This window comes from Streptomyces sp. NPDC001889, assembly GCF_053594535.1.
Window position 1 is genome coordinate 110,306 of the sequence record NZ_JBSFER010000024.1, and the last position, 22,517, is coordinate 132,822.

Genomic DNA, 22,517 nt, shown 5'->3' on the forward strand with positions numbered 1-22,517 from the left:
TCGGCCTTCTCGCATATCTGGAGGTGACCCATGGGGGGACAGCACCCACCCGTCACCGAAGACGACCGCGACGCCGTACGCCGACTCCACGCCGAAGGGCTCGGCCGCAACGAAATCGCCCGCCAGATCGGCCGCGCCCAGCGCACCGTCTCCGTCATCGCCGCCGAACTCGGCCTCGACTTCGACCGGACCATGACCGCCGTCGCCACCCAGGCTCGCGTCATCGACGGCAAGGCGCGGCGCGCGGCGCTGGTCCAGCGGTCCTACGCCCGGGCCGAGAAGCTCTACGACCGGCTCGAAGCCGACGAGTCCGACGGCTACCAGTACACCGCGGTCACCAGCAAGGGCATCGAGACCCGGTGTCTGGACCACGTCCCCGGCATAGAGGAGCGTGCCATCGCGCAGGCCGCCGGCCAGTACCTCACCCATGCCGCGAAGCTCGAAGCGATCGACGCGGACTCCGGCTCTGGTGAAGTCGGGTCCCTGCTGACGAGCCTGTTCGACCGTCTGCGAGACCGTCATGGGGACAGTTGACGCCCAGCTCTCGGAAAAGCAGGAGCGGTCCATCGGCCAGTCCACGGCGTGGCTGAACGTCTGGGAGGGCTCGGTCCGCTCGGGGAAGACGATCGCATCGCTCCTGCGCTGGCTGATGTACGTCGAGACCGCGCCCGCCGGCGGCGAGCTGGTGGTGATCGGGAAGACCTTCGACACCGTGGCGCGGAACGTCTTCGGCCCCCTCACAGATCCGAGCCTGTTCGGCCCTGCCGCAAAGATGATCAAGTACACGCGAGGCGCATCCGTCGCCTGGATACTCGGCCGGCAGATCGAGGTCATCACCGCGAACGACGCCAAGGCCGAAGGGCGACTCCGCGGCCTCACCGGCGCTGGCGCATATGTCGACGAGCTGACCCTGATCCCCAAGGAGTTCTTCAAGCGGCTCGTGGACCGCATGTCCGTCACCGGCGCGCTGATCTTCGCCACCACGAATCCCGACAACCCCGGCCACTGGGCGAGGAAGGACTGGCTCAACCGCGCCTCCGAGCTGGGCATCCGCTCGTGGCACTTCACGCTGGATGACAACCCCGCCCTCTCAGCCGAGTACGTCGCCCGGATGAAGAAGGCGTTCACCGGGCTCTGGTACCGCCGATTCATCCTCGGCCAGTGGGTGATGAGCGAGGGCGCGATCTACGAGGCGTTCGACCCCGCTCACCACATCGTGGACGACGTGCCGCTGATCGGCCGCTGGCTGTGCGACGCGATCGACTACGGCACGGTCAACCCCTTCGCCGATCTGCTGATCGGTCTCGGCATTGACCAACGTCTCTACGTCACCAGCGAGTACCGGCACGACTCCCGCACGGCGCGGAAGCAGATGACGGACGCCGAGTACTCGGCCGCTCGGCGCCGCTGGCTCGCCGCAATGCCGCACCCGCAGACCAACGTGGTCGGAGTCCAGCCCGAATGGACGGTGGTCGACCCCAGCGCAGCGTCCTTCATCGAGCAACTGCACCGCGACGGTGTCCCCGGCGTCACCCCCGCCGACAACACCGTCCTCGACGGAATCCGGACCGTGGCAACCCTGTTCGGCGCGGACCGTTTGCGCGTGCACCGCAGCGCCGCCGGCCTCATCGATGAGTTGCCCGGCTACTCCTGGGACGACGAAGCCGCAGCAAAGGGCGGCGAAGACAAGCCGATCAAGCAGGACGACCACAGCGTGGACGCGCTCCGGTACGGCGTCCGTACGACCGAGGCTCTGTGGCGGCCCCACATCCCGACTCTCCTGGAGGTCGCCGCGTGATCACCCCGCCCCTCCGGCTGTCCGTCCGACTCCAGATCGGCGACACCCCGCCATGCGAGGCCGGCTGGATCGAACTCGGCGGCGAGCCGCCGACAGGCACCGTCATCGCGGACTTCCTGCGGGGCGTCGCCGACGTCTACGAACAGGTCGACCAGGAGGAGGTGCCCGGTGCCGCTGCCGACGGCTGACACCCCCTGGCCCCCGATCGACTCCCGTGTCCAGACCGCCCTGGCTGACTGGGCCGCCTGGTACTCCGCCGACCCTGCCAAGCTGGAAGACCGCTACACGGACCGGTACGCCGACCGCCTCGACCTTCGCCCCCCGCACCCCCGGCCCGCCCAGTACGCGGGCGGGCTCCGCGGCAGATTGGCCCGTTGGTTCTGGGGACAACCGACCCCGCTCGGAGAGAAGCGATCCAAATTGCACGTCCCGCTGGCGGGGGACATCGCCCGCGCCAGCAGCGAACTCCTCTTCTCCGAGCCTCTCAGGCTCACCGGCGGCAACCAGGCGACCCAGGCCCGGCTGGATGCGCTCACGGATACCGGTCTCCACTCCACCCTCCTCGAAGGCGGCGAGGTGTGTGCCGCGCTCGGGGGCGCGTACCTGCGAGTTGTCTGGGACGAGGAGGTGTCCGACAGGCCGTGGATCGATGTCGTGGCCGGCGACCGGGCTGTCCCGGAGTTCCGGTACGGTCGTCTCTCAGCGGTGACGTTCTGGACAGTGCTTCCCTCCGAGGACATCAACGACCGTCGTATCTTCCGGCACCTGGAGTGCCATGAGAAGGGCCGGATCTTCCACGGCCTCTACGAGGGCGGTCTCACCACTCTCGGAGCCGCGCGACCGCTCGGCGACCACCCCGTCACCGCACCCCTCGCCACCGAGGTCGACGCCGATGGCGGACTCGACACAGGAGCCCCCGATCATCTGACCGCCGCGTACGTGCCCAATGTCCGTCCGGCCCGTGGCTGGCGGCACGTTCCGGGCGCCGCGCACTGGGGACAGTCCGACCTCCAGGGCATCGAGGGCATCCTCGACGCACTTGACGAGACGTACTCCTCCTGGATGCGGGACATCCAGAACGGCAAGGGCCGCGTCGTGGTCGCTGATGCGCTTCTCCAGTCCGCCGGCCCGGGGCAGGGTGCCATGTGGGACGAGGAACGGCGCATCTTCACCGGACTGAACATGTTGCCGCGCGCCGGCGAGTCGGACCCGCTCACCGTGGTCCAGTTCGCTATCCGTGTCCAGGAGCACAAGGAGACCTGCGCTGCTCTGCGCGACGAGGCCGTACGGCTCGCCGGATACTCAGCCGCCACCTTCGGACAGCCCGACGGGACGGCGGTCACCGCGACGGAGATCCGTGCCAGGAACCGACGGAGCTTCACCACCGGCTCCCGCAAGGCTCTGTACTGGCGCCCCGAAACCAGCGGCATCCTCAGCGCGCTCCTCGCCGTGGAAACGGGCTTCCGGTTCGGTGTGGCCGGTCTCGACACCGCGCCACCGAGGGTCGAGTTCGGTGACTCCGTCACCGAGGGCCTGACCGAGCTGGCGACCACCGCCGAGCTGCTGCGCAGGGCCGAGGCCGCGTCCACGGAGACGCTCGTCCGGATGCAGCACCCGGACTGGGACGACAAGCAGGTGACGACGGAGAAGGACGCGATCCTCGCCGAGTCCGGCCGGTCGGTCTCCGACCCCATGTTGACCGGAGCGGAGGGGGACCTCGATGCCCGTGTCTCCGGAGATGGCGGAGGGCCTCGCCCGTGAAGTGAGGGACCTGTACGACGAAGCGGAGAACGCGCTGCTGGAGAAGCTGGCCGCCGCGCTCGCTGCCGATGTCGAGAGCCCGCGCTGGGCGGAGTTGAAGCTCGCCGCGGTCGGCAACCTCCGCACCTCGGTCGAGGAGATCGCGACCGCGCTTCAGCAGGACACCGACGGCGCTGTTCGGCGGGCGCTCGTGGAGGCGTACGGCCGGGGCCGGCAGGCCGCGGTTGCCGAGATGGGCGGCCTGGACATCGGGCGGGAACTGGCGGCTCAGGGAGAGCTGCCGAACGCACCGGCCGTGGACCGGCTCGCCGCGTCCCTGGCGGACGACACCAAGCCGCTCTTCCAGCGCATCACGCGATCGGTCGCAGATACCTACCGGTCGGTTGTAGCTCGTGCTTCCGCCTCCACGCTTCTCGGCGGCCTTACCCGCAGACAGGCGTCACAGCGGGCACTCGACCAGTTCGCGGCACGAGGCATCACTGGCTTCGTGGACAGGGCCGGCCGCAGCTGGGACATGGCTTCGTACGCGGAGATGGCGGTCCGGTCTGTGACGGCGCGGGCCGCGATCGAGGGCCACACCGACGCGCTCACCGAGATCGGCGTGGGGCTGGTCATCGTTTCGGACGCGCCGCTGGAGTGTCCGATCTGTGCCCGCTGGGAAGGCGAGGTCCTCAGCCTGAACGGCCCGCCCGGCCCGCAGACGATCCGCACGGAGCACGCGGTACAGCGCCGGGGGCTCCTCGGGGTGATCGCCCCGCGCACTGCCGTGGTGCACGTCGCGGGGAGCCTGGCCGAGGCCCGCGCGGCGGGGCTCTTCCATCCCAACTGCCGGCACTCCCTCGCTGCGTATCTCCCCGGTGCGACGACCCGGCCGCCGCAGCACCCCACCCCGGGCACGACGTACGCGGACACGCAGCGACAGCGGGAGATCGAGCGCCACATCCGCCGCTGGAAGCGCCGAGCCGCCGCAGCGATGGACGGGCCGACCCGCAGCGCCGCGACCGCGAAGATCCGCGCTTGGCAGAAGGCCGCGCGCGAGCACGTCGCCGCGCACGATGCGCTCCGGAGGAAGCCCGAGCGCGAGCAGATCCAGGACACCCAGCCCGTGCAGGCTGCTGACCGGCTGCCGAACACCCCGGACGAACCCACGCCGACCGGCCCGAGCGAAACGGACCCACCGCCCCAGGCCGTCGCACCGCAAGGCATCCTCACCGATGTCAACCCCGACACCATCATCGGCGCCGCCGCCAGCCGCGTCCTCGCCGCTATCGGGCGCGTGCACCGCGTCCCCGACTGGATGAGGTCAGTCCCGCTCCGAGAGGTACCGCCCAAGGAGAGAGAGACCGAGCAAGGTGTGTATCAAGGGCTGTACCGCGGCTCCCGGCTGGAGCTGAACCCCGACGGCTTCTACCTCCACATCACGGCCGCCCACGAAATCGGGCACTTCATGGACCATGCGCTCCTCGGCCGCCTGTTCAACCCCGACGGCCGGGGCCTGGCCACATCGACCCAGACCACTGACGGCTTCCTCGCCGGGTGGTGGCGTGCAGTCTCCCGGAGCCGTCTGACGAGATCGTTCGGCATGCTCAAGCGTGCGTTCAAGCACGGGTCGCCGATGGTTGACTACCGGAGGGCCGACGGGACCGTGTGGTCACTGACGATGGATCATCCTCATGTCGACTACCTCGCCACGGCCACCGAGATGTTCGGCCGGGCTTATGCTCAATGGATCGCTGTGAGGTCCGGTGACCCCGTGCTCCTGGCTGAACTGCTGCGCGCGCGGGACGAGGCTCTCGGCCGCGAGGTGGTCCGCGCTCGTGGCGGTGTCCGCGGCTACCCCGGATACTGGTCGGACCGGGATTTCGTGCCGATCGCTGAAGCGTTGGATGACGTGTTCCGGCAGCTTGGACTCCTGGGAGGCCCCGATGGATGACGCGACCCTCGCGCGCCTCCTGGCGCTGGAGAACGCGACCGACGAGGAGATCGAAGCCTTCGGCGCGGAATCTCTCCGAGAACTGGAGGAGTCCCGCGCGCGAGGGGACGCTCCGACCCACAGCTATCGGCCGTCGCAGGTGGAGGGCCGCTACTTCGATCCCTCCGAACTCGACTGACTGCATCACCCCCGAGGCCCCGCCAGAGTGCGGGGCCTTTCTCATGCCCGGAAGCCGCACGGCCCCGGGCCGATCCCGGAACGGGAGACGCCATGTCCACACCCACCCCTGCCCCTCCGCCCGGCGAGCCCACCGAGGGTGGCAGCAGCGCGGGCGGCGACGCGTCCGCCGGAACACCCGCCGTGCCCACGCCCGCGCCTCCGGCCGTCCCCGCAGACAGCGGTGACAGCACGGACTGGAAGGCCATGGCCCGTCAGTGGGAGAAGCGCGCCAAGGAGAACAGCACGGCCGCCGCCGAGCTGGAGAGGCACCGCAAGGCCGCGATGACCGAGCAGGAGCGTGCGGTCGCCGAGGCCGAGACGAAGGGCCGCACGGCCGCCGCCTCGGAGTACGGGACCAAGCTCGCGGCCGCCGAGTTCCGCGCGGCCGTCGCCGCTGCCGGGGTCGACCTCGGTGAAGCCGCCGATCTCATCGACACCAAGCAGTTCGTCCGCGACGACGGCGAAGTCGACACCAAGGCCATCAAGGCCGCCGTCACCAAGCTCACCAAGCTCGCGCCCCCGCGCGGAGCCGGCCGCTCGGGCGGGGACCTCAGCGGGGCCGGGGGCTCAGGCGATCAGCACGCGTCCCTCGACAAGAAGATCGCCGAGGCCACTGCCGCGAAGCAGTGGTCCCGCGTGATCTCCCTCAAGCGGCAGCGCGCCGCACAGACCACGTAAGGAGTCACCATGGCCGGGATTACCGGGATGGGCACCACATTCAACCTCCCCAACTACGTCGGGGAACTCTTCGCGATCACTCCCGAGGACACCCCGTTCCTCTCGGCCATCGGCGGCCTCACCGGTGGCGGTATGACCACGTCGCAGGAGTTCGAGTGGCAGACCTATGACCTGCGGGACCCGGGCCAGCGCACCAAAGTGGAGGGTGCTTCGGCGCCCACCGCCGAGGAGCGAGTCCGCGCGAACGTACGGAATGTCGTCCAGATCCACCAGGAGAAGGTCAGCGTCTCCTACACCAAGCAGGCGGCGATCGGGGCGCTGTCGACACCCAGCAGCGCGCCGTTCAGGGGCGTCGACGGGTCGAACCCCGTCAATTCCGAGCTGGACTGGCAGGTCGCACAAGCCCTGAAGTCCATGGCCCTGGACGTGAACTTCAGCTTTCTCAACGGCGAGTACGCCAACCCCACCACCAACGCGACCCCACGCAAGACCCGAGGACTGCTGGACGCCATCGTGACAAACCGAATCGCCAAGGGCGTCACGGTCACGGGCGCCACCAGCGCCACGGACACCATCACAGCGACCGCGCACGGCCTCATCGACGGCGATCGGATCGTCTTCCGGGACACTGGCGACACCACCACCGGGATCATCGCCGGGCGCGTCTACGTCGTGCGGGACTCGGCCACCAACACCTTCAAGGTCGCCACCACCGCCGGCGGGACCGCCATCACCCTGGGAACCGCCTCCGGACTCGCCTTCACGGAGCCGTGGACGACGGCGCTCACCACCGACCACGTCTCCGACCTGCTCCAGCTCGCCTACGACAACGGAGGCATCTCCGAGCAGGAGACGGCGACGCTGCTGTGCAACAGCGTGCAGAAGCGGCGGGTCACCAAGGCGTTCGCCTCAGCGTACGGACAGTTTCACGAACAGAGCCGGACCGTCGGTGGCGTGAACGTCACCACGATCGTGACCGACTTCGGGACCCTGAACGTCATGCTCGACCGTCACATGCCTCAGGACACCCTGGGGGTGGTCTCCCTGGAGCAGTGCACCCCGGTCTTCCTCAACATCCCTGGTAAGGGGACCTTCTTCGAAGAGGATCTCGCCAAGACCGGTGCAGCCGACGAGAAGCAGCTGTACGGCGAGGTCGGCCTGAAGTACGGCAACGAGCGTGCTCACGCGGTGATGAACGGACTGGCGGTGGTGTGACCATGGCGATCTACGAACGCGACTCCGGAGCCCATGTCGCCGAGCGGGTCCGCCCGGCTCCCGGCAGCAGGGAGGCGGAGCGGTATGCCGCTCTGGTCGCCGACCCCGCCTCGGGCTGGCACTGCGCCGAGTCCGAGCGGGAGCCGGAGCCCGAGGCGCTGGAGCGGCCGGCGAAGTCGGGGTCCAAGGCGGATTGGGTGGCCTTTGCTGTCCAGTCGGGCATGGGCGCCGGGGCCGCCGAGGCGATGACCCGCGACCAGCTCGCTGAGCTGCACATGGAGGGAGGCGGACCGGGTGCCAGTGACAACTGATCTCGGGATCTCGGCCAGCGTCTACCAGTCCAAGGCGCAGGATCTGACCGTGTCGGAGGACAAGCTCGCGTTCCGAAGGGCAGTGCACCTGGCCTCCGGGACCGGAGCAGGGAAGGCTGACCGCGTCTATCACGACCGGCGCTCGCTGGCCGCGTCCGCGTCGGAGGATCTCGACCTCGCTGGTGTCCTTCTCGATGCGTTCGGGACGATGATCACCTTCGTCCGGGTGAAGGGCATCTTCGTGGCGGCGGCCGACACCAACAGCAACAATGTGATCATCGGCAACGCGACCTCGAACGCCTGGAGCAGCCTCCTCGGTGCGACGGGCACCATCACCCTCCGGCCGGGCGCCAGTATCGGCGCAATGGCCGGGGTCGCTGACGCCACAGGCTACGCGGTGACGACGGGGACGGCGGACCTGCTGAAGATCGCCAACAGCGCGGCGGGCTCGTCCGTGTCCTACGACATCGTCATCGTCGGAGCGTCCGCGTAGGAGGTGGTCTGTCATGGCCCGCGTCCACGCGACCGCCGCCCAGTACGAGACCTACACCGGTGTCGCGGCCCCCACCGGCATCGACCGACTCCTTGCGGACGCCTCCCGGATGATTGGCAGCAGAGTGTTCCGGCTGTGCTGGTACGAGGTCGACCCCGACGGCTACCCGGAAAACGCTTTGGTCCGGGCCGCGTTCACCAACGCCGTGTGCGCTCAGGCCAAGTGGGCTGCCGACACCGGTGATGCCGTCGGACCGGAGATGGTCGGCTGGACAGTGGTCGAGCTGGGGTCCGCGAAGATGGCGCGTACGGCCGACGCCGCGCGCGCGGACGCTGCCCCGGGGGAGCAGATCGCACCTGCTGTGTGGGACGCGCTCCGAGCCCCTGACCTCACCCCGGACATCTTGATCATTGGGTTGGTGGCGTCGTGAGGCTGCTGCGGCTGTGGTTCCGGCACACGGTGGTGGTGGAGCCGTATGTAGGGAGCGGTCCGACCGGGCCCGTGTACGGTCCGCCGATCACGGTGCGCTGCCTCGTGGACGACCAGACGAGGCTGGTGCGCTCGGCGACCGGCGACCAGGTCACTTCCACCAGCACCCTCTACGCCAGGCTGGAGACGGTGTGCCCGGCCAAGAGCAGGGTCACGCTGCTGTCCGGGCGCCGGACGGTGGTGATCGCCGCTCTCCGGCGTGACGGCGGTGGCCTGCCTACGCCGGATCATCTGGAGGTGCAGCTCCAGTGAGCCCCCGGCACGTGCGCATGACGTTCGAGGGCCAGCGGCTGTGGACCGCTCGCGGTCGGCGGCTTGCCGAGCGTGGGCTTCAGCGGGCGCTGGAGCACACTCTCGGCGTCTCCAACTCCCGCGTCCCGCTCGATGAGGGGACACTGGAACGGTCCGGCCGGGTCAATGTCGACGGCCTCAACGGTGCGATCTCCTACGACACCGTCTATGCGGTGAGACAGCACGAAGAGCTGGAGTGGAAGCACGCCCCCGGCCGGCAGGCGAAGTTCCTGGAATCGGCGATGAACGACCAGCGCGCGGTGATGCTGCGGCTGATGGCCGTCCCCTTGAGGGACTGGCTCCGCGGTTAGCCCCACCTCGTACCGCCCGGCGGGCGCCGACCATCTGGGAGGTTCCATGGGGTACACCGCTGATCTTCTCGGCGGACTCAGTGCGCTGCTCGCGGACGCCGGGCTCGGCGTCTATCGGCCGGGCGGGATCTACGCGGACGGGGAGACCGGGATTTTCCACGGGGTGATACCGGAGGGCCCGGACCGGGCGATCTGTCTGACCCCGTACCCGGTGGAGGACACCGACCTCACCGACACGATCACGGGCGTACAGGTCCGGCTCCGCGCCGGGCCGGAGACGGCCAGTGTGCTCGACCTCGCGGACGGGGTCTTCGCGGCTCTTCACAACCGGCGGGCGCTCGCCTTCGGCAGCGTCCGCGTCGCGCTGATCTGGCGCCAATCACAGGCCCTGCTCGGACAAGACCCGCACGGGCGCACCGAGCTGGCCGGCAACTACTACGCGCGGACGACACGCACCGCGCCTCACCTGATCGACTGAGGAGGACGCGTCATGTCGACGCCGACTGAGACCGCGCTCGCCAGACGGTGGCGCCTGGACATCAACATGGGTACCGACCTGGCGCCCGACTGGGCCCTGGTGCCCGGCGTCACCGAGTTCCAGTGGACTGCCGAGCCGAATCACGAGGACGCCACGAGCTACGACACGGACGGATGGAAGGAGAACACCAAGACCGGCCAGGAGTGGGAGGTCGAGGCGACGTTCAACCGGAAGGCATCGCCGGACTCCACCACCTACGCGGCCACGCACGAGAAGCTCCGGCTCGCCAGCTTCGCCTATGGCGACGCCTCCAAGGTGCCGGTCCGGTTCTACGACCGCAACGGCCTGCCGGAGGCCTACACGGGCACCGCGCTGGTGACCTGGGAGCCGCAGGGCGGGGAGTACACCGCCCTGGACCAGGTCCAGGTCACCCTGACCGGGACCGGGCCGCTGACCCCGATCACGAACCCGGTGACCCCCTGATGGCCTTCAAAACGCTCGACGAGTTCCTCGGCGACTCCCTCGACCTCCCGATCAAGTGCCGGGACAGCAAGGTCCGCACCTTCCACATCGCCGCCTGCTCCGCCGAGGACGGCCTGAGGGTCGAGAAGCTCATGGAGACCGGCCTCCGCATGGCCGCCGACGGCGCCGAGCCCGATGCCGAGGTACTGGACGACGCCGCCGAGCTCGACCTGTACCGGATCACTCTCGGCGACGCCCACGACGAGATCCGCAGCCATCTGGACTGGCCCCGGTTCCGGCATGTCGCCCTCACCGCTGTCATCTGGATCACCCAGGGGCTCGACACCGCCGAGGCGTACTGGAACGCGGACGGCGACCCTTCTCAGGTGGGCCCGGCGAACCGAACGGAGCGCCGGGCCTCATCCCGTGTGGCGAAATCGACTCCGAAACAGGACTCGCAGAGTGGTACGAGTACCCGCAAGGGCACCGGCCGCGCCCGCAAGGCCGCCAAGACCTGACCTGGGGCCTGCTCCTCGCCGAGTGGGCCCTCATCGAGGCCGACCTCCACGAGACGTACGGCATCGACCTCTCCGCCCCGGGGCTCCTGCGCGAGCGCTCGTGGCGGTGGCTGAGGATTCGCATCCTCGGCCTGCTGAGCACGGAGTCCCGGCTCGCTCGGCACTTCGCACCCCCTGACACCACATAGCCGAAGGGGAGTGCGGGATGGCCCTCAACGTCGGCGAACTCGTCGCTGGACTCCGCGCGGACGACTCAGGCTGGCGCACCGGTCTGGCTGCCGCTCAACTCCGCATGCGCGGACTCACCCGCGACGCCGAAACCAGGCTTAGCGCCCTTCGGAGGCTATTCGTCTCCGAGGGCGACGCCGCCGGCCGGGGGCTCGCGGATGGGATTCGTGAGCACTCCGAAGCCGCGATGGCGGCGGTCAAGAAAGTCGGCCCGGCGGTCGGTGGCATATCGGTCGGGCTTCCGGCCGTGGCCGCGGCCACAACGGCGCTGGGCGGTCTGGCCGCAGGTGCCGTTGCCGCCGGCATCGCGGTTCGAGCGTTCAGCCTGGCCGCCGGGCCTCAGCTTGAGGAGGTCGCCAACGTCGCCGAGCTGGCGGCGGCTGCCGAGGAGGCGGTGGCGGCCGGGGCGGAGGATGCGGCGGAAAAGCAGCAGGCGTACCGCGATGCGCTTGCCGAGCTTCCGCCCGCCACCAGGGAAGCCGCGCGGGAATTCATTGCTCTGAAGGCGGGGCACAGGGAGTGGTCGGATGAGATGTCCGGAACCACCATGCCTGTCTTCACCAAGGGCATGCAGGTGCTGCGGAGCCTTTTGCCGCAGGTCACCCCGTTTGTCGAGGCAGCCGGGCACGTCTTCGGCGACACCCTCGACCGGATCGCCGTCGGTGTCCGATCGGCCCGGTTCCGGGAGTGGGCGACCGACACGGCCGCCGCGTCCGGCCCGGCGCTGTCCAACCTGATCACCTTCCTGGGCAACATGGGACAGGGCTTCAGGTCCCTGCTCCAGGCGTTCCTTCCCACCTCGGCTGGGGTGACCAGCGGACTGGTCAGCATGTCGGATGCCTTCGAGGACTGGGCGGCCGGCCTCAAAGGCTCCGAGGGGTTCGCGGACTTCCTCGACTTCGCCGGGGACGGCGCGGACACCCTTGGCGCGCTCGGCGGAGCCGCCGTGCAGGTGCTGGTGGCTCTGGGGCCGCTGATCGGTGTCGGTACCCAGCTCCTCCTCATCTTCGCGAGCATTGTCAGCGCGGTCCCGACACCGGTCCTCACCGCGCTGGCGGCGGTGATTGCCACGACGGCAGTGGGGATGCGGCTGTACGCGGTGGGCGCAGCCATCGTGGCTACCGCGAACACGGTCATGGCGTCCTCGGCGTGGGCGGCCATCGCCGGATGGACACGGATGATGGCCGTCGGGCTGATGGCCTACGTCCGGATCGGAGCCGCAGCACTCGCGAGCGCGACGGCGACAGCGGCGGCCTGGATGGGCTCGGCACTGCTGTCGATCGGGACGTGGGTCGCGGCCGTCGTCCGGGCCGCCTTGGTGAGCACAGCGCAGTTCGCCTTGATGGCCGCGCGCGCGGTGGCATGGGCTGCGGTGATGGCGGCTCAGTGGTTGATCGCCATGGGCCCGGTCGGCTGGGTGATCGCCGCCGTGGTCGGGCTGGTCGCCGCGATCGTCCTCAACTGGGACAACATCAAAAAGTACACCAAGGCCGCGTGGGACTGGCTGTGGGGAAAGATCAAGGGCATCGCCCAAGGGCTCTGGGACTTCTTCCTGAACTGGACGATCGCCGGCCTCTTCATCAAGCACTGGTCGGCGATCAAGGAAGGCACCATCCGCAAGGCCCTGGAGATGGTGGCCTGGGTCGCCGGGCTGCCGGGCAGGATCAGCAATGCTGTCGGCTCGCTGAGCCGGCTGCTGGCCGGTGCCGGCCGAGATGTGGTCGCCGGCCTGTGGAGCGGCATCCAGGGCATGGGCGGCTGGCTCCGCGGCAAGCTGATGAGCTGGGCGAGATCGGTGATTCCCGGGCCGATCGCCCAAGCGCTGGGTATCAGCTCCCCGTCGAAGGTCACCAAGGCGCAGGGGCGATGGATCGCCCGAGGACTGGCCGACGGTATGACGGGCTCCTCGAAGCAGGTCAAGGCAGCTTCGAGGCGGCTGGCTGATATCGTCCGCGACTCCCTCAAGGGCGGCCGGGAAAAGCGCGCGCTCTCCCGCATCGCCCGGGATTCCCAGGTGCTCTCCGACCTGGCGAAGCAGGAGGAGCACCTCGCCAAGCGGCTCAAGTCCGCGTCGAAGAAGCTCGCCGACATGGTCAAGGCCCGGGACAAGCTCGCAGCGTCGGTGAAACAGGGAGTGCTCGACGCCGCGGACATCACCCGCCAGCAGGGCGACGGACCGGTGACAGCGGACGGCATCCTCACCGGCCTGAACGACAAGCTCGCCGCCGCCCGCCAGTTCGCCGAGCAGCTGGCCACACTCCGGAAGAAGGGTGTGCGCGGCGATCTCATCGCCCAGATCGCCGAGGCCGGAGTGGAGGGCGGCCTCGGCGCGGCGAACGCGCTGGCGAACGCGTCCTCGAACCAGATCAAGCAGATCAACTCCAGCCAGTCGCAGCTGGTGAAGGCCGCCGGTTCGGCGGGCGCCACCGCCGGCACCGCCCTGTACGGGGCCGGTATCCAGGCTGCGCAGGGTCTCGTGCGGGGGCTCAAGGCGGAACAGTCGGCGATCGAGGAGCAGATGCTCGCGATCGCCAAGAGCATGACCAAGGCGATCAAACAGGCGCTCGGCATCAAGTCCCCGTCTCGGGTGCTCGCGGACCAAGTCGGCCAGTGGATTCCCAAGGGCATCCTCCAGGGCATTGACGCTGAGACGCCCGCGCTCGACCGGAGCATGGCGGCCCTTGTCACCCCGCCCTCCGGGCCCGCGCTCGGCACCGGGGCCGGTGTCAGGCCGGACGTCCTGGCCGCAGCCGGTGGGCGCCCGATCGTGCTGGAGATCCGATCGTCCGGCTCTCGGACAGACGATCTCGTTCTCGAATCGCTCCGTCACTCGGTGAAGGTCCGCGGCGGCGATGTTCAGGTGGTTGTGGCAGGAAAGAGGTAGACGGCATGGCGTTCCCTGAGGACCGTCTGGACCTGCGGGCGGAGTTGGAGATCAGCGGCGCCCGGGTGGACGTGACAAGCCGGGTGTTCACCCGGGACCCGATCACGATCGTGTCGGGCATGAGCGCGGAAGGCACCCAGGTCGATCCGTCGTCGTGCTCACTGACCCTGAACAACAAGGACGGCGAGTTCTCGCCTCGTAACCCGCTCGGGCCGCACTACGGGCGGCTCGGCCGCAACACACCGCTCCAGATCTCCGTGCCCTCCGTCGACTCCTACCTCGACCTCGATGGCGATCCGGTGAACCTGGCGATCACCCCCGATCACACGGCACTGGACATCACCGGCGATCTCGACCTCCGGGCCGAGGTCGAGATGGACTGGGCCGAGCTGGACATCAACCAGGTACTCATTGCGAAGTGGGACAACACTGGCCAGCGCTCCTACAGTCTGCGCATCATCAACAATCTCGCGGTCATCGGCTGGTCCGCAGACGGCGTCAGCGGTTTCTCCGCCAGCGCGAGCCTGCCCACCCTTCCGGCGCGCGCGGCCGTCCGCGCCACGCTGGACGTCAACAACGGGGCAGCAGGCCGCACGGTGCGCTTCTTCTGGGCGACATCACTGGCCGGGCCCTGGACACAGTTCGGCGAGGCAGTTCAGGCCGGGACCACCTCGGTCTTCGCGAGCACCGCGCCCCTGCGGATCGGCAGCCCGGACGCGACCACCGTTCCCCCGCGGGTCCCCTTCCGGGGACGCGGGTACCGCTTCGAGGTCCGGTCCGGGATCAACGGCACGGTGGTGGCTCACCCGGACCTTCGGGCCCTGCTGCCCGGTACGACTGCCTTCACCGACTCAGCCGGACGCCCGTGGACCCTCACAGGGACCGCTTCCGTGCGCGACCGCGAGTACCTGTTCACCGGGGAGGTCAGCTCCTGGCCGGCGCGATGGTCTCCGTCCGGGCAGGACATCTGGACCCCGATCGAGGCGGCGGGCATCCTCCGCCGCCTGGGGCAGGGCCGCAAGGCGCTTGAGTCCACGCTCCGGCGGCGTATCCCCTCCGATCCGGACCTGGTGGCGTACTGGCCCATGGAGGACGGCAAGGACTCCACGTCCGCTGCCTCACCCTTGCGCGGGGTCGCGCCCCTGACGGTGTCCGGTCTCGACTTCGCGGCAGATGACTCCCTGGGCGGGTCCTCCCCGCTGCCGCGGGTGGTCGCCCCCGCCTCGCTCCGGGGCACCGTGCCGCGCAGCTCGTCCTCCGGCTGGCAGGTGGAGTTCGTGTACTTCCTGCCGGCCATGCCTGTAGCCCAGACGGAGATCCTCCGCGTCACTGTGGCTCGATCCCCCATGCGGCAGGCGATTGTCTACGCGAGCACAGCGGGTATCCGTATCGAGGCCCGCGATGAAGAGGGCACGGTCATCGCGGCGCATAGCGCCACCGGCGCCGACGCGATAGCGGACTTCTGGGGCAAGTGGAACAGGCTGGCGATTTACACCGGTCCCACCGCCGGCGGGTTCAGGTTCTTCGCCAGCTGGCGGGACATCACCGCGAACAGTTGGTGGACCATGGCGATCACCGTCACCGAGTCGACGCAGCAGGGCGCGGTAATCGGAGTCGCCGGATCATGGGGCGCCGCTGCTGCGGACATGACGCTCGGCCACATCGCGGTGTTCGACACGCCCGCCACGGACGACGCGACCTCCGCCCGGCCCGGGTCGGCGATCTTCAACGGCGCCGACGACGGCTTCGCCGGAGAGACCGTCCTGTCCCGGCTGGCCCGCCTGGCGGGGGAGGAGCCCAGTGTCCCGGTCGCGTGGATCGATGGGGACATGACCCGCAGCTCCGCGCGCATGGGTCCCCAGCGGCCGGCGGTACTGACTGACCTGATCACCCAGTGCGCCGAGGCCGATGGAGGGATTCTCTCCGAGCGGCCCGACCGGCTCGGGCTGCTGTACCGGGACCTGGCCAGCCTGGAGAACCAGGAGCCCACCCTCGTACTGGACTACGCTGCCGGGCACGTTGCGCCCCCGCTGGAGCCAGTGGAGGACGACCAGTCCGTACGCAACGACATCACGGTGACCCGCGACGGCGGCAGCTCCGGACGGGTCGTCATTGAGGAGGGGCCGCTGTCGGTCCTGCCGCCCGAGCAGGGCGGTGTGGGCATCTATGACGAGGCGCTCACCCGCAATGTCTGGGCGGACGCGCAGTGCGTCCAGATCGCCGGATGGCTCGCCCACCTCGGGACCTGGGACGAGGCCCGCTACCCGTCGGTAAAGATCCTTTTGCACCAGCATCCGCAGCTCATCCCGGCGGTTCTCCAGCTGCGCATCGGGGACAAGGTCCGCATCCTCGGCCTGCCCCTCTACAGCGGCGGTGCCGGTCAGCCGGTCGACCTCCACGTCCAGCAGATCACCCATGTTCCCCAGCCCCGCAGCTGGGAGGTCACCCTCGTCTGCGCCCCGGCCGGACCATGGGCCGTCGGAGTGGAAGGGGCAGCACGAGCGGACACCATCGGCTCCCAGCTGGCCGCAGGCGTATCCCCGACCGCGACCACGCTATCGGTGACCACGGCAACCGGGCCGCGATGGATGACCTCGGCGGCGTACCCAGCCGATTTCCCCTTCACCATTCGGGCTGGAGGAGAGGTCATGAGCGTGACCGCGATCACCGGGACCGGCAACACGCAGACCTTCACCGTCGTCCGGAGCATCAACGGCATCAGCAAACCGCACGGGGCGGGCACGGACGTCCGGCTTGCCGAGCCCGCCATCGTCGCCCTGTGAGGAGGCATCCATGACCCTCTGGCTCTCCGGCATGCGCATCACCTCGGACCGCCTCAACAACGATGATCCCGACGAGGAGACCAGCGCCGGACTCGTCGCCGGGTCCGGTTTCAGCACGCTGTCGTTCCAGGGTCGCCGGTACCGGGGCGTCGTCTACATCAACGCCCTCCTGACGAAGAACTCCGGAACGATCGAGGCGGTCGCCGGGTCCGGGAATCTGTCTCCGGAGCCGACCATCGGCACTCTGCCCGATGGGTGGCGCCCGCCGGAGTCCCTGGGCGTCTCCTGGGACAACGGCACGGTGGAGGGGGTGCTCCTCGTGAACACGAACGGGACGCTCGTGTTGCGGACGATCACCTACAACCAGGCAGTCGCCAACGCCACCAACATCCGCTTCAACACGAGCTGGATCAAGGCGTAGAGCTCGTTCCAATCCCGCCCCAGGCCGCCGGCCCGGGGCTTTTTGCTGCCCTGGAGGCCACCATGCAGCTCATCCGGCGCACCGCCTGGGGCGCCCCCGCCACCTCACCCACCGCCCTGATCGCGGCCACACGCGGCGTGAAGGTCCACTACCTCGGAAGCGCCTACAGCAGCCGCGCGCACGACCGGTGCGACGACCAGGTGCGCGCGATCCGGGCCGCGCACCTCGCGGACAGGACGCAGGGCTACTCGGACATCGCCTACAACCTCATAGTGTGCGAGCACGGCCACGTGTTCGAGGGCCGGGGCGCGCACCGCCGCACCGGAGCCAACGGCACCACCCTGCTCAACCGACAGCACTACGCGGTGTGCGCGCTCCTCGGCTCGACGGGCCTCACCCAGCCGCCGGCCGCGATGCTCGCAGGACTCCGCGACGCCATCGAGTACCTCCGCGAGCACGGCGACGCGGGCCCGGAGATCCTGGGCCACCGCGACGGGCACCCGACCGCCTGCCCCGGGGACGCGCTGTACGACTGGGTGAAGCGCGGGGCGCCCCGCCCGAGCGCTCCGAAGCCCAGCCCTACCCCGCAGCCGACCCCGGCCAAGCCGCCCGCGAAGAGGTACGAGCCGTTCCCCGGGGCCGAGTTCTTCGCGGGCGGGCGGCGCAGCCCGGTCGTCACCGCCATGGGCAGGCGGCTGGTGGCGGAGGGCTGCGGGCGTTACCAGGTCGGCCCCGGCCCGTCGTGGTCCGAGGCGGACCGGAAGTCGTACGCCGCGTGGCAGCGCAAGCTCGGTTACACCGGGGCGGCGGCCGACGGCATCCCCGGGCGCGCGAGCTGGGACCGGCTCCGCGTCCCCAAGACCTGATCAACTGAACTGAACGGAGATCACCATGACCTCTCGACTTCTTCTCGACACCGTCGAGCGCACCATCGGCACCTACGTCGTCACGCTGCTGGGCCTGCTCCTGGCCGACGGGGTCGACCTCACCGACATGTCCGCGCTCCGGGCCGCCGCGCTGGCGTCGATACCGGCCGCCCTGTCCGTGGTGAAGGCCGCCGTCGGCCGGCTGATCGGCGACCCGCGTACCGTTGGCTGGCTCCCGGGGGGCCGCTGATGACCCCGGCGGAGTCCGGCCAGGTCGCGGTCGAGCTGGAGCGCATCAGAGGGACGATGGAGGCCGGGTTCGCCCGGGTCGACGGCTCGCTCGCGCTGCTGGTGCAGCGCGGGGACCAGACCGATAAGCAGCTCGACGACCACGAATCGCGCCTGGACGCGCTGGAGAAGGCGCGCTGGCCGCTGCCGACGATCGGAGTGCTGGCGGGGCTTGGTGGCGCGGTCACCGGGCTGATCGCGCTCCTGCGCTGAACGGTCCCCGCGCTGCCCCCTTCCTGCCCACGGGCGGGGAGGGGGCTACTTCTTTGTCGGCCTGCTGACTCCCTTGGCGATCTGGTCCACCCGGGGCACGGACAGTCCGGTCGCTTGGGCCACGGCCTTCAGCGTCATTCCCTGGCCGCGCAGTTCCCGGATGGCATCGCCGCGCGCCGCCTTCACACGCTGGACGGCGTCGGGGAGCAGGTCGTCAGCGAGGATGCGCGCCGCGCGCTCGCGGTCGACGGGGTCGGGGATGCCGTCGATGTGGGCGAGTGCGGCGGTGATGTGGGCGGCCATCGCGGCGCGGAGGTCGGGGTCTGAATGCTGGGTCATGGGCCCAGGGTACGACCCGAGAGGCCATTTTTCTAGGCCCCCTTGACGGAACATCTAGGGGGCCTATAAGCTGATGCCACAAGCCGAAGGGGAGACCCGGACGCAACAACTCAAAAGGGGAAAGGAGGGAAAATGACTCCTGGAGAGATCAGCGCCTACCTCGGCGGCGCGAGCTTCATACTCACGGCGTTCAACGCCGCTGTGAACATGAGGCGCGGCGGCCGTAAGAAGCGGAAGAGCCAGAAGGGCCGACACCGCAAGCGCTGACACCAAAGGGGCTCGGAGATGCTAACGACAACTCCGAGCCCCGCCTCCAGGGTCCCCCACCACGCCACCGCACCGCAACCACCGAAGGAGAGAGCATGCTCGGATCACTCCGGCTCGGCGTCGCCGCCAGCCTGGTCACCCTGACCGCCCTGATCGTCGCCACCGTGCGACACGACGACGCGGCCTGGATTCCGGCCGCCCTGTGGGTCCTGTGGCCCCTGTGGGCCATCGGCACAGCCGCCACGGCCTACGTGCACCGGCCGGCGAAGTAGACCGCACGTCCTGCCGGCCACGAAGCCCCCTCCCGCCCTTGCTGGGCGGGAGGGGGCTTCGCCTGTACTGCCTCACCCCGCACATGCGGGGAGCGCTTCCCCGTCCCCGGCCCGAGATTGAACGCGCTCGGACCACCCCCGCTACGCGGGGAGCACGGAGCGTTCGGCCATGGCGTGGGTGACGCCGAGGGACCACCCCCGCTACGCGGGGAGCACTCTACGCGGACGGGGCCACCGACTACATGTCCGGGACCACCCCCGCTACGCGAGGAGCACACTTCCTGACCTGGCACGATACCCAGCCACAGCCCGGATCTCATTCACTTTCGCCCCGGCTGCTCGCCTTCCTCTTCCGCTTCCGCGTATCCGGGCCGGGGCTCGTCGAAGATACTGTTCACCATCGACAGATAGATGGTCACGCACGGCTGGGTCAGGCCGGGACGCTCCTGCGGCCCGAGTGCCCACACCCGCTCACGGACCACGTAGCTCTGGGTGTCCTCCCACTCAGTCCCCTCCTCGTCCTCGTACATGTCCGCCCAGAGGACCTCCTCCCCAGGAAGCGGGGTGGCGGTCATCGCCAGGTACTCCTCCGGCCGGCCGCCGTCGAACTGGAAGTGGACATCGACCACCGGATTGTGATTCGCCCGCCCAGCGGCCCGCGCGGCGTACAGAGCCGTCCACTGACGGTTGATGCAGTCGCACCGCTTCTCGTTCCACTGCCCGACCTTCCCGGAGCCCATGCAGTCGGGGCAGCCGGGCACCGCTGTCGGCTCGCCGCGGGGCTTCGGGCGCTCGTCCGGTGTGGTGGAGGCCTGCTCGGCGTCGCGCTGTGCGACCCGGGTCTCGATGATCTCCGCGAATGCGCTGGCGGCGGCCGGTGGGAGGTACAGGCTGGTGTGGGTCGGCATGGATGATCCGTCCACCCCGCGGATGCCGAGGTCCGCGAGAGACCACGGCATGAGCGGCCGCTGGATGCCCAGCTGGCCGGCGAGATTGTCGGCGGCCAGCGGGCTGAACTCGAGGCGCACCCGGTCGTTCACGACCCCGGCGGTAGCGTAGATCGTGAAGCCAAGTAAGGCACTGGCGATCCGATCGCCCAGGGCCTCAAGGTCGTCGGGCCCGTCATCGGCCGTGGGCGCGTCCTGGGCAGGAGGGGTATCGGTCATGCGCCATGCGCCCATCGTGGCGGACCCACCGCACCGGCGGGGCCGAAACCGCTCACTCAGGTGCGGTGCGGAGAACGTCCATGTTCCGCAGGATGTCGCTCCGGACAGCCTCGGCACCTTCGCCTCTTGACTCCGTGCTGCGTCCACGTGAGGGTGCGTGGAACAACGTGGAATCTGCTGTAGGCGGAGGCATCGATGGCCCTAAAGTTTCTTGGGATCTACCCCAACACCCCCACAGATGAAAGCCCTACGATCTGGCTCGACGACGAGACCGGCGACCTGCTGATCCAGTCGTACAAGGCGACCGAGGCAGAAGTGAAGGCGTGCCAGGAGGTCGGGTCAATCCCAGGGCATTCGACTGACGTGCCGGTCCACGAGGCAATCATCAGGCTGCCGGCCGTGATGCTGAAGTACATTCCCCACCCGAACGATGGAGATGCCAGCAGTGCAGCCACCCGCGCGTGAGGCTCTGGCCCGAGCAACCCGGTCCGCTGTCCATCTGGAGATGCGCGATCACTACATGCTGGATGACCCTGCGTACCTTCAATGGCAACAGGGCCAGAGACTGAACGCAGTCGACCACTCTTCGTGGTGGGGGCCCTGGCACACCCACGTGCGAGATGCTGCTGCCCGGGGCGTGACAGTCCGTCGAGCGCGTATTGTCTCGGAACCCGTACACGACTACATCCGCTATGAGCACGACCTCACACCCGCGAACATCATTGCTGGCGAACAGGTGCGGTGGCTGCCCCGGCGCCAGACAATGGGCCTTGCGCTTCCGGGTACCGACTTCTGGCTGTTCGATGGGCAGCACGCCCTCTTCCACCACTTCACTGGGGATGGACAGCTCGCCGAGGACGGCCGGGAATACACAGATGATCCGGCCCTGGTAACGCTTTGCGCCGCTGCCTTTGAGGCGGCGTGGGAGCGGGGAATCCCGCACAACGAATACCGGCTCATCTGACTGTGGCAGTCTCCGCGTCCTCCAGTGCCCAGCAGGCCCGGCAGGCTCTCGCCGACCGCCTTGGTGACATACGCCGGGATGCCGGGCTGACCGGCCGGGACCTGGCACGTGAGTGCGGCTGGTACCCGTCCAAGGTGTCTCGCATCGAGAACGCGCGCACGCCGCCGTCAGCTGTCGACATCCGAGCGTGGTGCGCTGCCTGTGGTGTGGAGGATCAGGAGCCCGACCTCGTTGCATCTCTGCGAGCGGTAGAGGGAATGTGGGTGGAGTGGCGGCGGATGGAGCGCACCGGCCTGCGCTCGGCCCAAGAGGCGGTTCGCCCGCTCTTCGAACGCACTCGACGGTTTCGAGCGTACTCCTCATGGTTTGTGCCGGGACTCATCCAGAGTCGCGCCTATACGGAGTCCGTTCTCCGTGCGGTTCAGAGGCGCCGGGTCATCGTTGACGACGTAGACGCAGCGGTGGAAGCCCGGATGGCCCGACAAAATGTCTTGAGGAGTGACCGCGTCTTCGCCTTCCTCCTTGAGGAATCCGTCCTGCGATCAGGGATCGGTGGGCCAGAGGTCATGGCCGGGCAGCTGGAGCAGCTGGCCACCATGGCGGCGCTCCCAAACATCAGCCTTGGCGTCATCCCCATGCGACCAGACCGCTCTCGGATGCCCGTAGAGGGCTTCTGGATTTATGACACTGCCCAGGTCAACGTAGAACTGGTCTCTGGCTACCTCACGCTCATTCAACCCAGCGAGATCTCGATGTACGCCGACACATTTGCCGAGTTGGCCGGGCAGGCTCTGTACGGAGCGGATGCGCGGGGCCTAATAGCTGAGGCCCTTCGGGCCCTCGGATGATTCTGTGGAATCTCGTAGAAC

General features: G+C 69.1%; 29 protein-coding genes. 27 read left to right on the forward strand and 2 right to left on the reverse strand.

Annotation, left to right across the window (positions count from 1 at the left end; all coding sequences use genetic code 11):
* The first annotated feature begins 30 nt into the window (after nt 1-30).
* From ACWCRA_RS26915 to ACWCRA_RS27020, 22 genes are all read left to right on the forward strand, one after another.
* Nucleotides 31-534 (forward strand): helix-turn-helix domain-containing protein, encoded by a 504-nt coding sequence (locus tag ACWCRA_RS26915; RefSeq protein WP_351552261.1) that lies wholly within the window; start codon nt 31-33, stop codon nt 532-534.
* A complete protein-coding gene (locus ACWCRA_RS26920; protein WP_451068811.1) occupies nt 521-1,798 on the forward strand; it encodes a PBSX family phage terminase large subunit in 1,278 nt (425 codons plus the stop codon). The genes ACWCRA_RS26915 and ACWCRA_RS26920 overlap by 14 nt, the downstream gene beginning before the upstream one ends.
* Nucleotides 1,795-1,986, forward strand: a complete 192-nt coding sequence (locus ACWCRA_RS26925) for a hypothetical protein (protein ID WP_451068812.1) — start codon at nt 1,795-1,797, stop codon at nt 1,984-1,986. The genes ACWCRA_RS26920 and ACWCRA_RS26925 overlap by 4 nt, the downstream gene beginning before the upstream one ends.
* Nucleotides 1,967-3,559, forward strand: coding sequence for a capsid protein (locus ACWCRA_RS26930; RefSeq protein ID WP_351552253.1), 1,593 nt, complete (start codon nt 1,967-1,969; stop codon nt 3,557-3,559). The genes ACWCRA_RS26925 and ACWCRA_RS26930 overlap by 20 nt, the downstream gene beginning before the upstream one ends.
* Nucleotides 3,519-5,492, forward strand: a complete 1,974-nt coding sequence (locus ACWCRA_RS26935) for a phage minor capsid protein (RefSeq protein WP_451068813.1) — start codon at nt 3,519-3,521, stop codon at nt 5,490-5,492. Before ACWCRA_RS26930 ends, ACWCRA_RS26935 begins: the two co-directional genes overlap by 41 nt.
* Complete coding sequence (locus ACWCRA_RS26940; protein WP_351552248.1) at nt 5,485-5,670, forward strand: hypothetical protein; 186 nt, start codon at nt 5,485-5,487, stop codon at nt 5,668-5,670. The genes ACWCRA_RS26935 and ACWCRA_RS26940 overlap by 8 nt, the downstream gene beginning before the upstream one ends.
* A gap of 92 nt (nt 5,671-5,762) precedes the next feature.
* The gene (locus ACWCRA_RS26945; protein ID WP_451068814.1) at nt 5,763-6,389 is read left to right on the forward strand and encodes a hypothetical protein; all 627 of its coding nucleotides are present in this window, start codon (nt 5,763-5,765) and stop codon (nt 6,387-6,389) included.
* A 9-nt stretch (nt 6,390-6,398) separates the two neighbouring features.
* Nucleotides 6,399-7,604, forward strand: a complete 1,206-nt coding sequence (locus tag ACWCRA_RS26950) for an SU10 major capsid protein (RefSeq protein WP_351552243.1) — start codon at nt 6,399-6,401, stop codon at nt 7,602-7,604.
* Between the two features lie 2 nt (nt 7,605-7,606).
* A complete protein-coding gene (locus tag ACWCRA_RS26955; protein WP_451068815.1) occupies nt 7,607-7,915 on the forward strand; it encodes a hypothetical protein in 309 nt (102 codons plus the stop codon).
* Complete coding sequence (locus ACWCRA_RS26960; RefSeq protein ID WP_351552238.1) at nt 7,899-8,408, forward strand: hypothetical protein; 510 nt, start codon at nt 7,899-7,901, stop codon at nt 8,406-8,408. Before ACWCRA_RS26955 ends, ACWCRA_RS26960 begins: the two co-directional genes overlap by 17 nt.
* A gap of 13 nt (nt 8,409-8,421) precedes the next feature.
* Nucleotides 8,422-8,838: a hypothetical protein gene (locus ACWCRA_RS26965; RefSeq protein ID WP_451068816.1), complete on the forward strand. Its 417-nt coding sequence runs from the start codon at nt 8,422-8,424 to the stop codon at nt 8,836-8,838.
* The gene (locus tag ACWCRA_RS26970; RefSeq protein ID WP_351552232.1) at nt 8,835-9,149 is read left to right on the forward strand and encodes a hypothetical protein; all 315 of its coding nucleotides are present in this window, start codon (nt 8,835-8,837) and stop codon (nt 9,147-9,149) included. Before ACWCRA_RS26965 ends, ACWCRA_RS26970 begins: the two co-directional genes overlap by 4 nt.
* On the forward strand, nt 9,146-9,499 hold the full coding sequence (locus ACWCRA_RS26975) for a hypothetical protein (protein ID WP_351552229.1): 354 nt from the start codon (nt 9,146-9,148) through the stop codon (nt 9,497-9,499). The genes ACWCRA_RS26970 and ACWCRA_RS26975 overlap by 4 nt, the downstream gene beginning before the upstream one ends.
* A gap of 46 nt (nt 9,500-9,545) precedes the next feature.
* Nucleotides 9,546-9,977, forward strand: coding sequence for a minor capsid protein (locus ACWCRA_RS26980; protein ID WP_351552226.1), 432 nt, complete (start codon nt 9,546-9,548; stop codon nt 9,975-9,977).
* Nucleotides 9,978-9,989: 12 nt separating this feature from the next.
* The gene (locus ACWCRA_RS26985) at nt 9,990-10,460 is read left to right on the forward strand and encodes a phage tail tube protein (protein WP_351552223.1); all 471 of its coding nucleotides are present in this window, start codon (nt 9,990-9,992) and stop codon (nt 10,458-10,460) included.
* Complete coding sequence (locus ACWCRA_RS26990) at nt 10,460-10,957, forward strand: DUF7426 family protein (RefSeq protein WP_351552220.1); 498 nt, start codon at nt 10,460-10,462, stop codon at nt 10,955-10,957. The genes ACWCRA_RS26985 and ACWCRA_RS26990 overlap by 1 nt, the downstream gene beginning before the upstream one ends.
* 205 nt (nt 10,958-11,162) lie before the next feature.
* Complete coding sequence (locus ACWCRA_RS26995) at nt 11,163-14,069, forward strand: phage tail protein (protein WP_451068817.1); 2,907 nt, start codon at nt 11,163-11,165, stop codon at nt 14,067-14,069.
* A gap of 5 nt (nt 14,070-14,074) precedes the next feature.
* On the forward strand, nt 14,075-16,852 hold the full coding sequence (locus ACWCRA_RS27000; RefSeq protein WP_451068818.1) for a hypothetical protein: 2,778 nt from the start codon (nt 14,075-14,077) through the stop codon (nt 16,850-16,852).
* 10 nt (nt 16,853-16,862) lie between these two features.
* Nucleotides 16,863-17,273, forward strand: coding sequence for a hypothetical protein (locus tag ACWCRA_RS27005; RefSeq protein ID WP_351552211.1), 411 nt, complete (start codon nt 16,863-16,865; stop codon nt 17,271-17,273).
* Between the two features lie 62 nt (nt 17,274-17,335).
* Nucleotides 17,336-18,139, forward strand: coding sequence for a peptidoglycan-binding protein (locus ACWCRA_RS27010; protein ID WP_451068819.1), 804 nt, complete (start codon nt 17,336-17,338; stop codon nt 18,137-18,139).
* Nucleotides 18,140-18,164: 25 nt separating this feature from the next.
* On the forward strand, nt 18,165-18,389 hold the full coding sequence (locus ACWCRA_RS27015; protein WP_451068820.1) for a holin: 225 nt from the start codon (nt 18,165-18,167) through the stop codon (nt 18,387-18,389).
* Complete coding sequence (locus ACWCRA_RS27020; RefSeq protein WP_351552202.1) at nt 18,389-18,640, forward strand: hypothetical protein; 252 nt, start codon at nt 18,389-18,391, stop codon at nt 18,638-18,640. The genes ACWCRA_RS27015 and ACWCRA_RS27020 overlap by 1 nt, the downstream gene beginning before the upstream one ends.
* A 45-nt stretch (nt 18,641-18,685) precedes the next feature.
* Here ACWCRA_RS27020 and ACWCRA_RS27025 read toward each other — a convergent pair whose 3' ends face one another.
* Nucleotides 18,686-18,979, reverse strand: coding sequence for a hypothetical protein (locus ACWCRA_RS27025; protein WP_451068821.1), 294 nt, complete (start codon nt 18,977-18,979; stop codon nt 18,686-18,688).
* A 132-nt stretch (nt 18,980-19,111) separates the two neighbouring features.
* On the opposite strand from ACWCRA_RS27025, the gene ACWCRA_RS27030 reads away from it, so the two are divergent.
* Nucleotides 19,112-19,246 carry a hypothetical protein gene (locus ACWCRA_RS27030; protein WP_451068822.1) on the forward strand — a complete coding sequence of 45 codons (135 nt, stop codon included), beginning with the start codon at nt 19,112-19,114 and terminating at the stop codon, nt 19,244-19,246.
* A 95-nt stretch (nt 19,247-19,341) separates the two neighbouring features.
* The gene (locus ACWCRA_RS27035) at nt 19,342-19,518 is read left to right on the forward strand and encodes a hypothetical protein (RefSeq protein ID WP_451068823.1); all 177 of its coding nucleotides are present in this window, start codon (nt 19,342-19,344) and stop codon (nt 19,516-19,518) included.
* A gap of 320 nt (nt 19,519-19,838) precedes the next feature.
* On the opposite strand, the gene ACWCRA_RS27040 is transcribed toward ACWCRA_RS27035, so the two are convergent.
* Nucleotides 19,839-20,684, reverse strand: a complete 846-nt coding sequence (locus ACWCRA_RS27040) for a hypothetical protein (protein ID WP_451068824.1) — start codon at nt 20,682-20,684, stop codon at nt 19,839-19,841.
* 195 nt (nt 20,685-20,879) lie between these two features.
* On the opposite strand from ACWCRA_RS27040, the gene ACWCRA_RS27045 reads away from it, so the two are divergent.
* The 3 genes from ACWCRA_RS27045 to ACWCRA_RS27055 are packed head-to-tail and all read left to right on the forward strand — an operon-like array spanning nt 20,880 to nt 22,496.
* Nucleotides 20,880-21,149: a hypothetical protein gene (locus ACWCRA_RS27045; protein ID WP_351545367.1), complete on the forward strand. Its 270-nt coding sequence runs from the start codon at nt 20,880-20,882 to the stop codon at nt 21,147-21,149.
* Nucleotides 21,121-21,648, forward strand: coding sequence for a DUF6879 family protein (locus ACWCRA_RS27050; protein ID WP_451068843.1), 528 nt, complete (start codon nt 21,121-21,123; stop codon nt 21,646-21,648). The genes ACWCRA_RS27045 and ACWCRA_RS27050 overlap by 29 nt, the downstream gene beginning before the upstream one ends.
* 2 nt (nt 21,649-21,650) lie before the next feature.
* Entirely contained in the window at nt 21,651-22,496 is an 846-nt protein-coding gene (locus ACWCRA_RS27055; RefSeq protein WP_351545370.1) for a helix-turn-helix domain-containing protein, read from the forward strand.
* The last annotated feature ends 21 nt before the right edge of the window (nt 22,497-22,517 follow it).

Bases quoted from the DNA above. Each gene is read 5' to 3' on its own strand.
- ACWCRA_RS27010 (WP_451068819.1), top strand. From the start codon at position 17,336: ATGCAGCTCATCCGGCGCACCGCCTGGGGCGCCCCCGCCACCTCACCC.
- ACWCRA_RS26965 (WP_451068816.1), top strand. From the start codon at position 8,422: ATGGCCCGCGTCCACGCGACCGCCGCCCAGTACGAGACCTACACCGGT.
- ACWCRA_RS27045 (WP_351545367.1), top strand. From the start codon at position 20,880: ATGGCCCTAAAGTTTCTTGGGATCTACCCCAACACCCCCACAGATGAA.
- ACWCRA_RS27000 (WP_451068818.1), top strand. From the start codon at position 14,075: ATGGCGTTCCCTGAGGACCGTCTGGACCTGCGGGCGGAGTTGGAGATC.
- ACWCRA_RS27020 (WP_351552202.1), top strand. From the start codon at position 18,389: ATGACCCCGGCGGAGTCCGGCCAGGTCGCGGTCGAGCTGGAGCGCATC.
- ACWCRA_RS27015 (WP_451068820.1), top strand. From the start codon at position 18,165: ATGACCTCTCGACTTCTTCTCGACACCGTCGAGCGCACCATCGGCACC.
- ACWCRA_RS26995 (WP_451068817.1), top strand. From the start codon at position 11,163: ATGGCCCTCAACGTCGGCGAACTCGTCGCTGGACTCCGCGCGGACGAC.
- ACWCRA_RS26935 (WP_451068813.1), top strand. From the start codon at position 3,519: ATGCCCGTGTCTCCGGAGATGGCGGAGGGCCTCGCCCGTGAAGTGAGG.
- ACWCRA_RS26990 (WP_351552220.1), top strand. From the start codon at position 10,460: ATGGCCTTCAAAACGCTCGACGAGTTCCTCGGCGACTCCCTCGACCTC.
- ACWCRA_RS26985 (WP_351552223.1), top strand. From the start codon at position 9,990: ATGTCGACGCCGACTGAGACCGCGCTCGCCAGACGGTGGCGCCTGGAC.
- ACWCRA_RS26980 (WP_351552226.1), top strand. From the start codon at position 9,546: ATGGGGTACACCGCTGATCTTCTCGGCGGACTCAGTGCGCTGCTCGCG.
- ACWCRA_RS26940 (WP_351552248.1), top strand. From the start codon at position 5,485: ATGGATGACGCGACCCTCGCGCGCCTCCTGGCGCTGGAGAACGCGACC.
- ACWCRA_RS27035 (WP_451068823.1), top strand. From the start codon at position 19,342: ATGCTCGGATCACTCCGGCTCGGCGTCGCCGCCAGCCTGGTCACCCTG.
- ACWCRA_RS27050 (WP_451068843.1), top strand. From the start codon at position 21,121: ATGCCAGCAGTGCAGCCACCCGCGCGTGAGGCTCTGGCCCGAGCAACC.
- ACWCRA_RS26920 (WP_451068811.1), top strand. From the start codon at position 521: ATGGGGACAGTTGACGCCCAGCTCTCGGAAAAGCAGGAGCGGTCCATC.
- ACWCRA_RS26950 (WP_351552243.1), top strand. From the start codon at position 6,399: ATGGCCGGGATTACCGGGATGGGCACCACATTCAACCTCCCCAACTAC.
- ACWCRA_RS27040 (WP_451068824.1), bottom strand. From the start codon at position 20,684: ATGACCGATACCCCTCCTGCCCAGGACGCGCCCACGGCCGATGACGGG.
- ACWCRA_RS27030 (WP_451068822.1), top strand. From the start codon at position 19,112: ATGACTCCTGGAGAGATCAGCGCCTACCTCGGCGGCGCGAGCTTCATA.
- ACWCRA_RS27005 (WP_351552211.1), top strand. From the start codon at position 16,863: ATGACCCTCTGGCTCTCCGGCATGCGCATCACCTCGGACCGCCTCAAC.
- ACWCRA_RS26945 (WP_451068814.1), top strand. From the start codon at position 5,763: ATGTCCACACCCACCCCTGCCCCTCCGCCCGGCGAGCCCACCGAGGGT.
- ACWCRA_RS26915 (WP_351552261.1), top strand. From the start codon at position 31: ATGGGGGGACAGCACCCACCCGTCACCGAAGACGACCGCGACGCCGTA.
- ACWCRA_RS27025 (WP_451068821.1), bottom strand. From the start codon at position 18,979: ATGACCCAGCATTCAGACCCCGACCTCCGCGCCGCGATGGCCGCCCAC.
- ACWCRA_RS26955 (WP_451068815.1), top strand. From the start codon at position 7,607: ATGGCGATCTACGAACGCGACTCCGGAGCCCATGTCGCCGAGCGGGTC.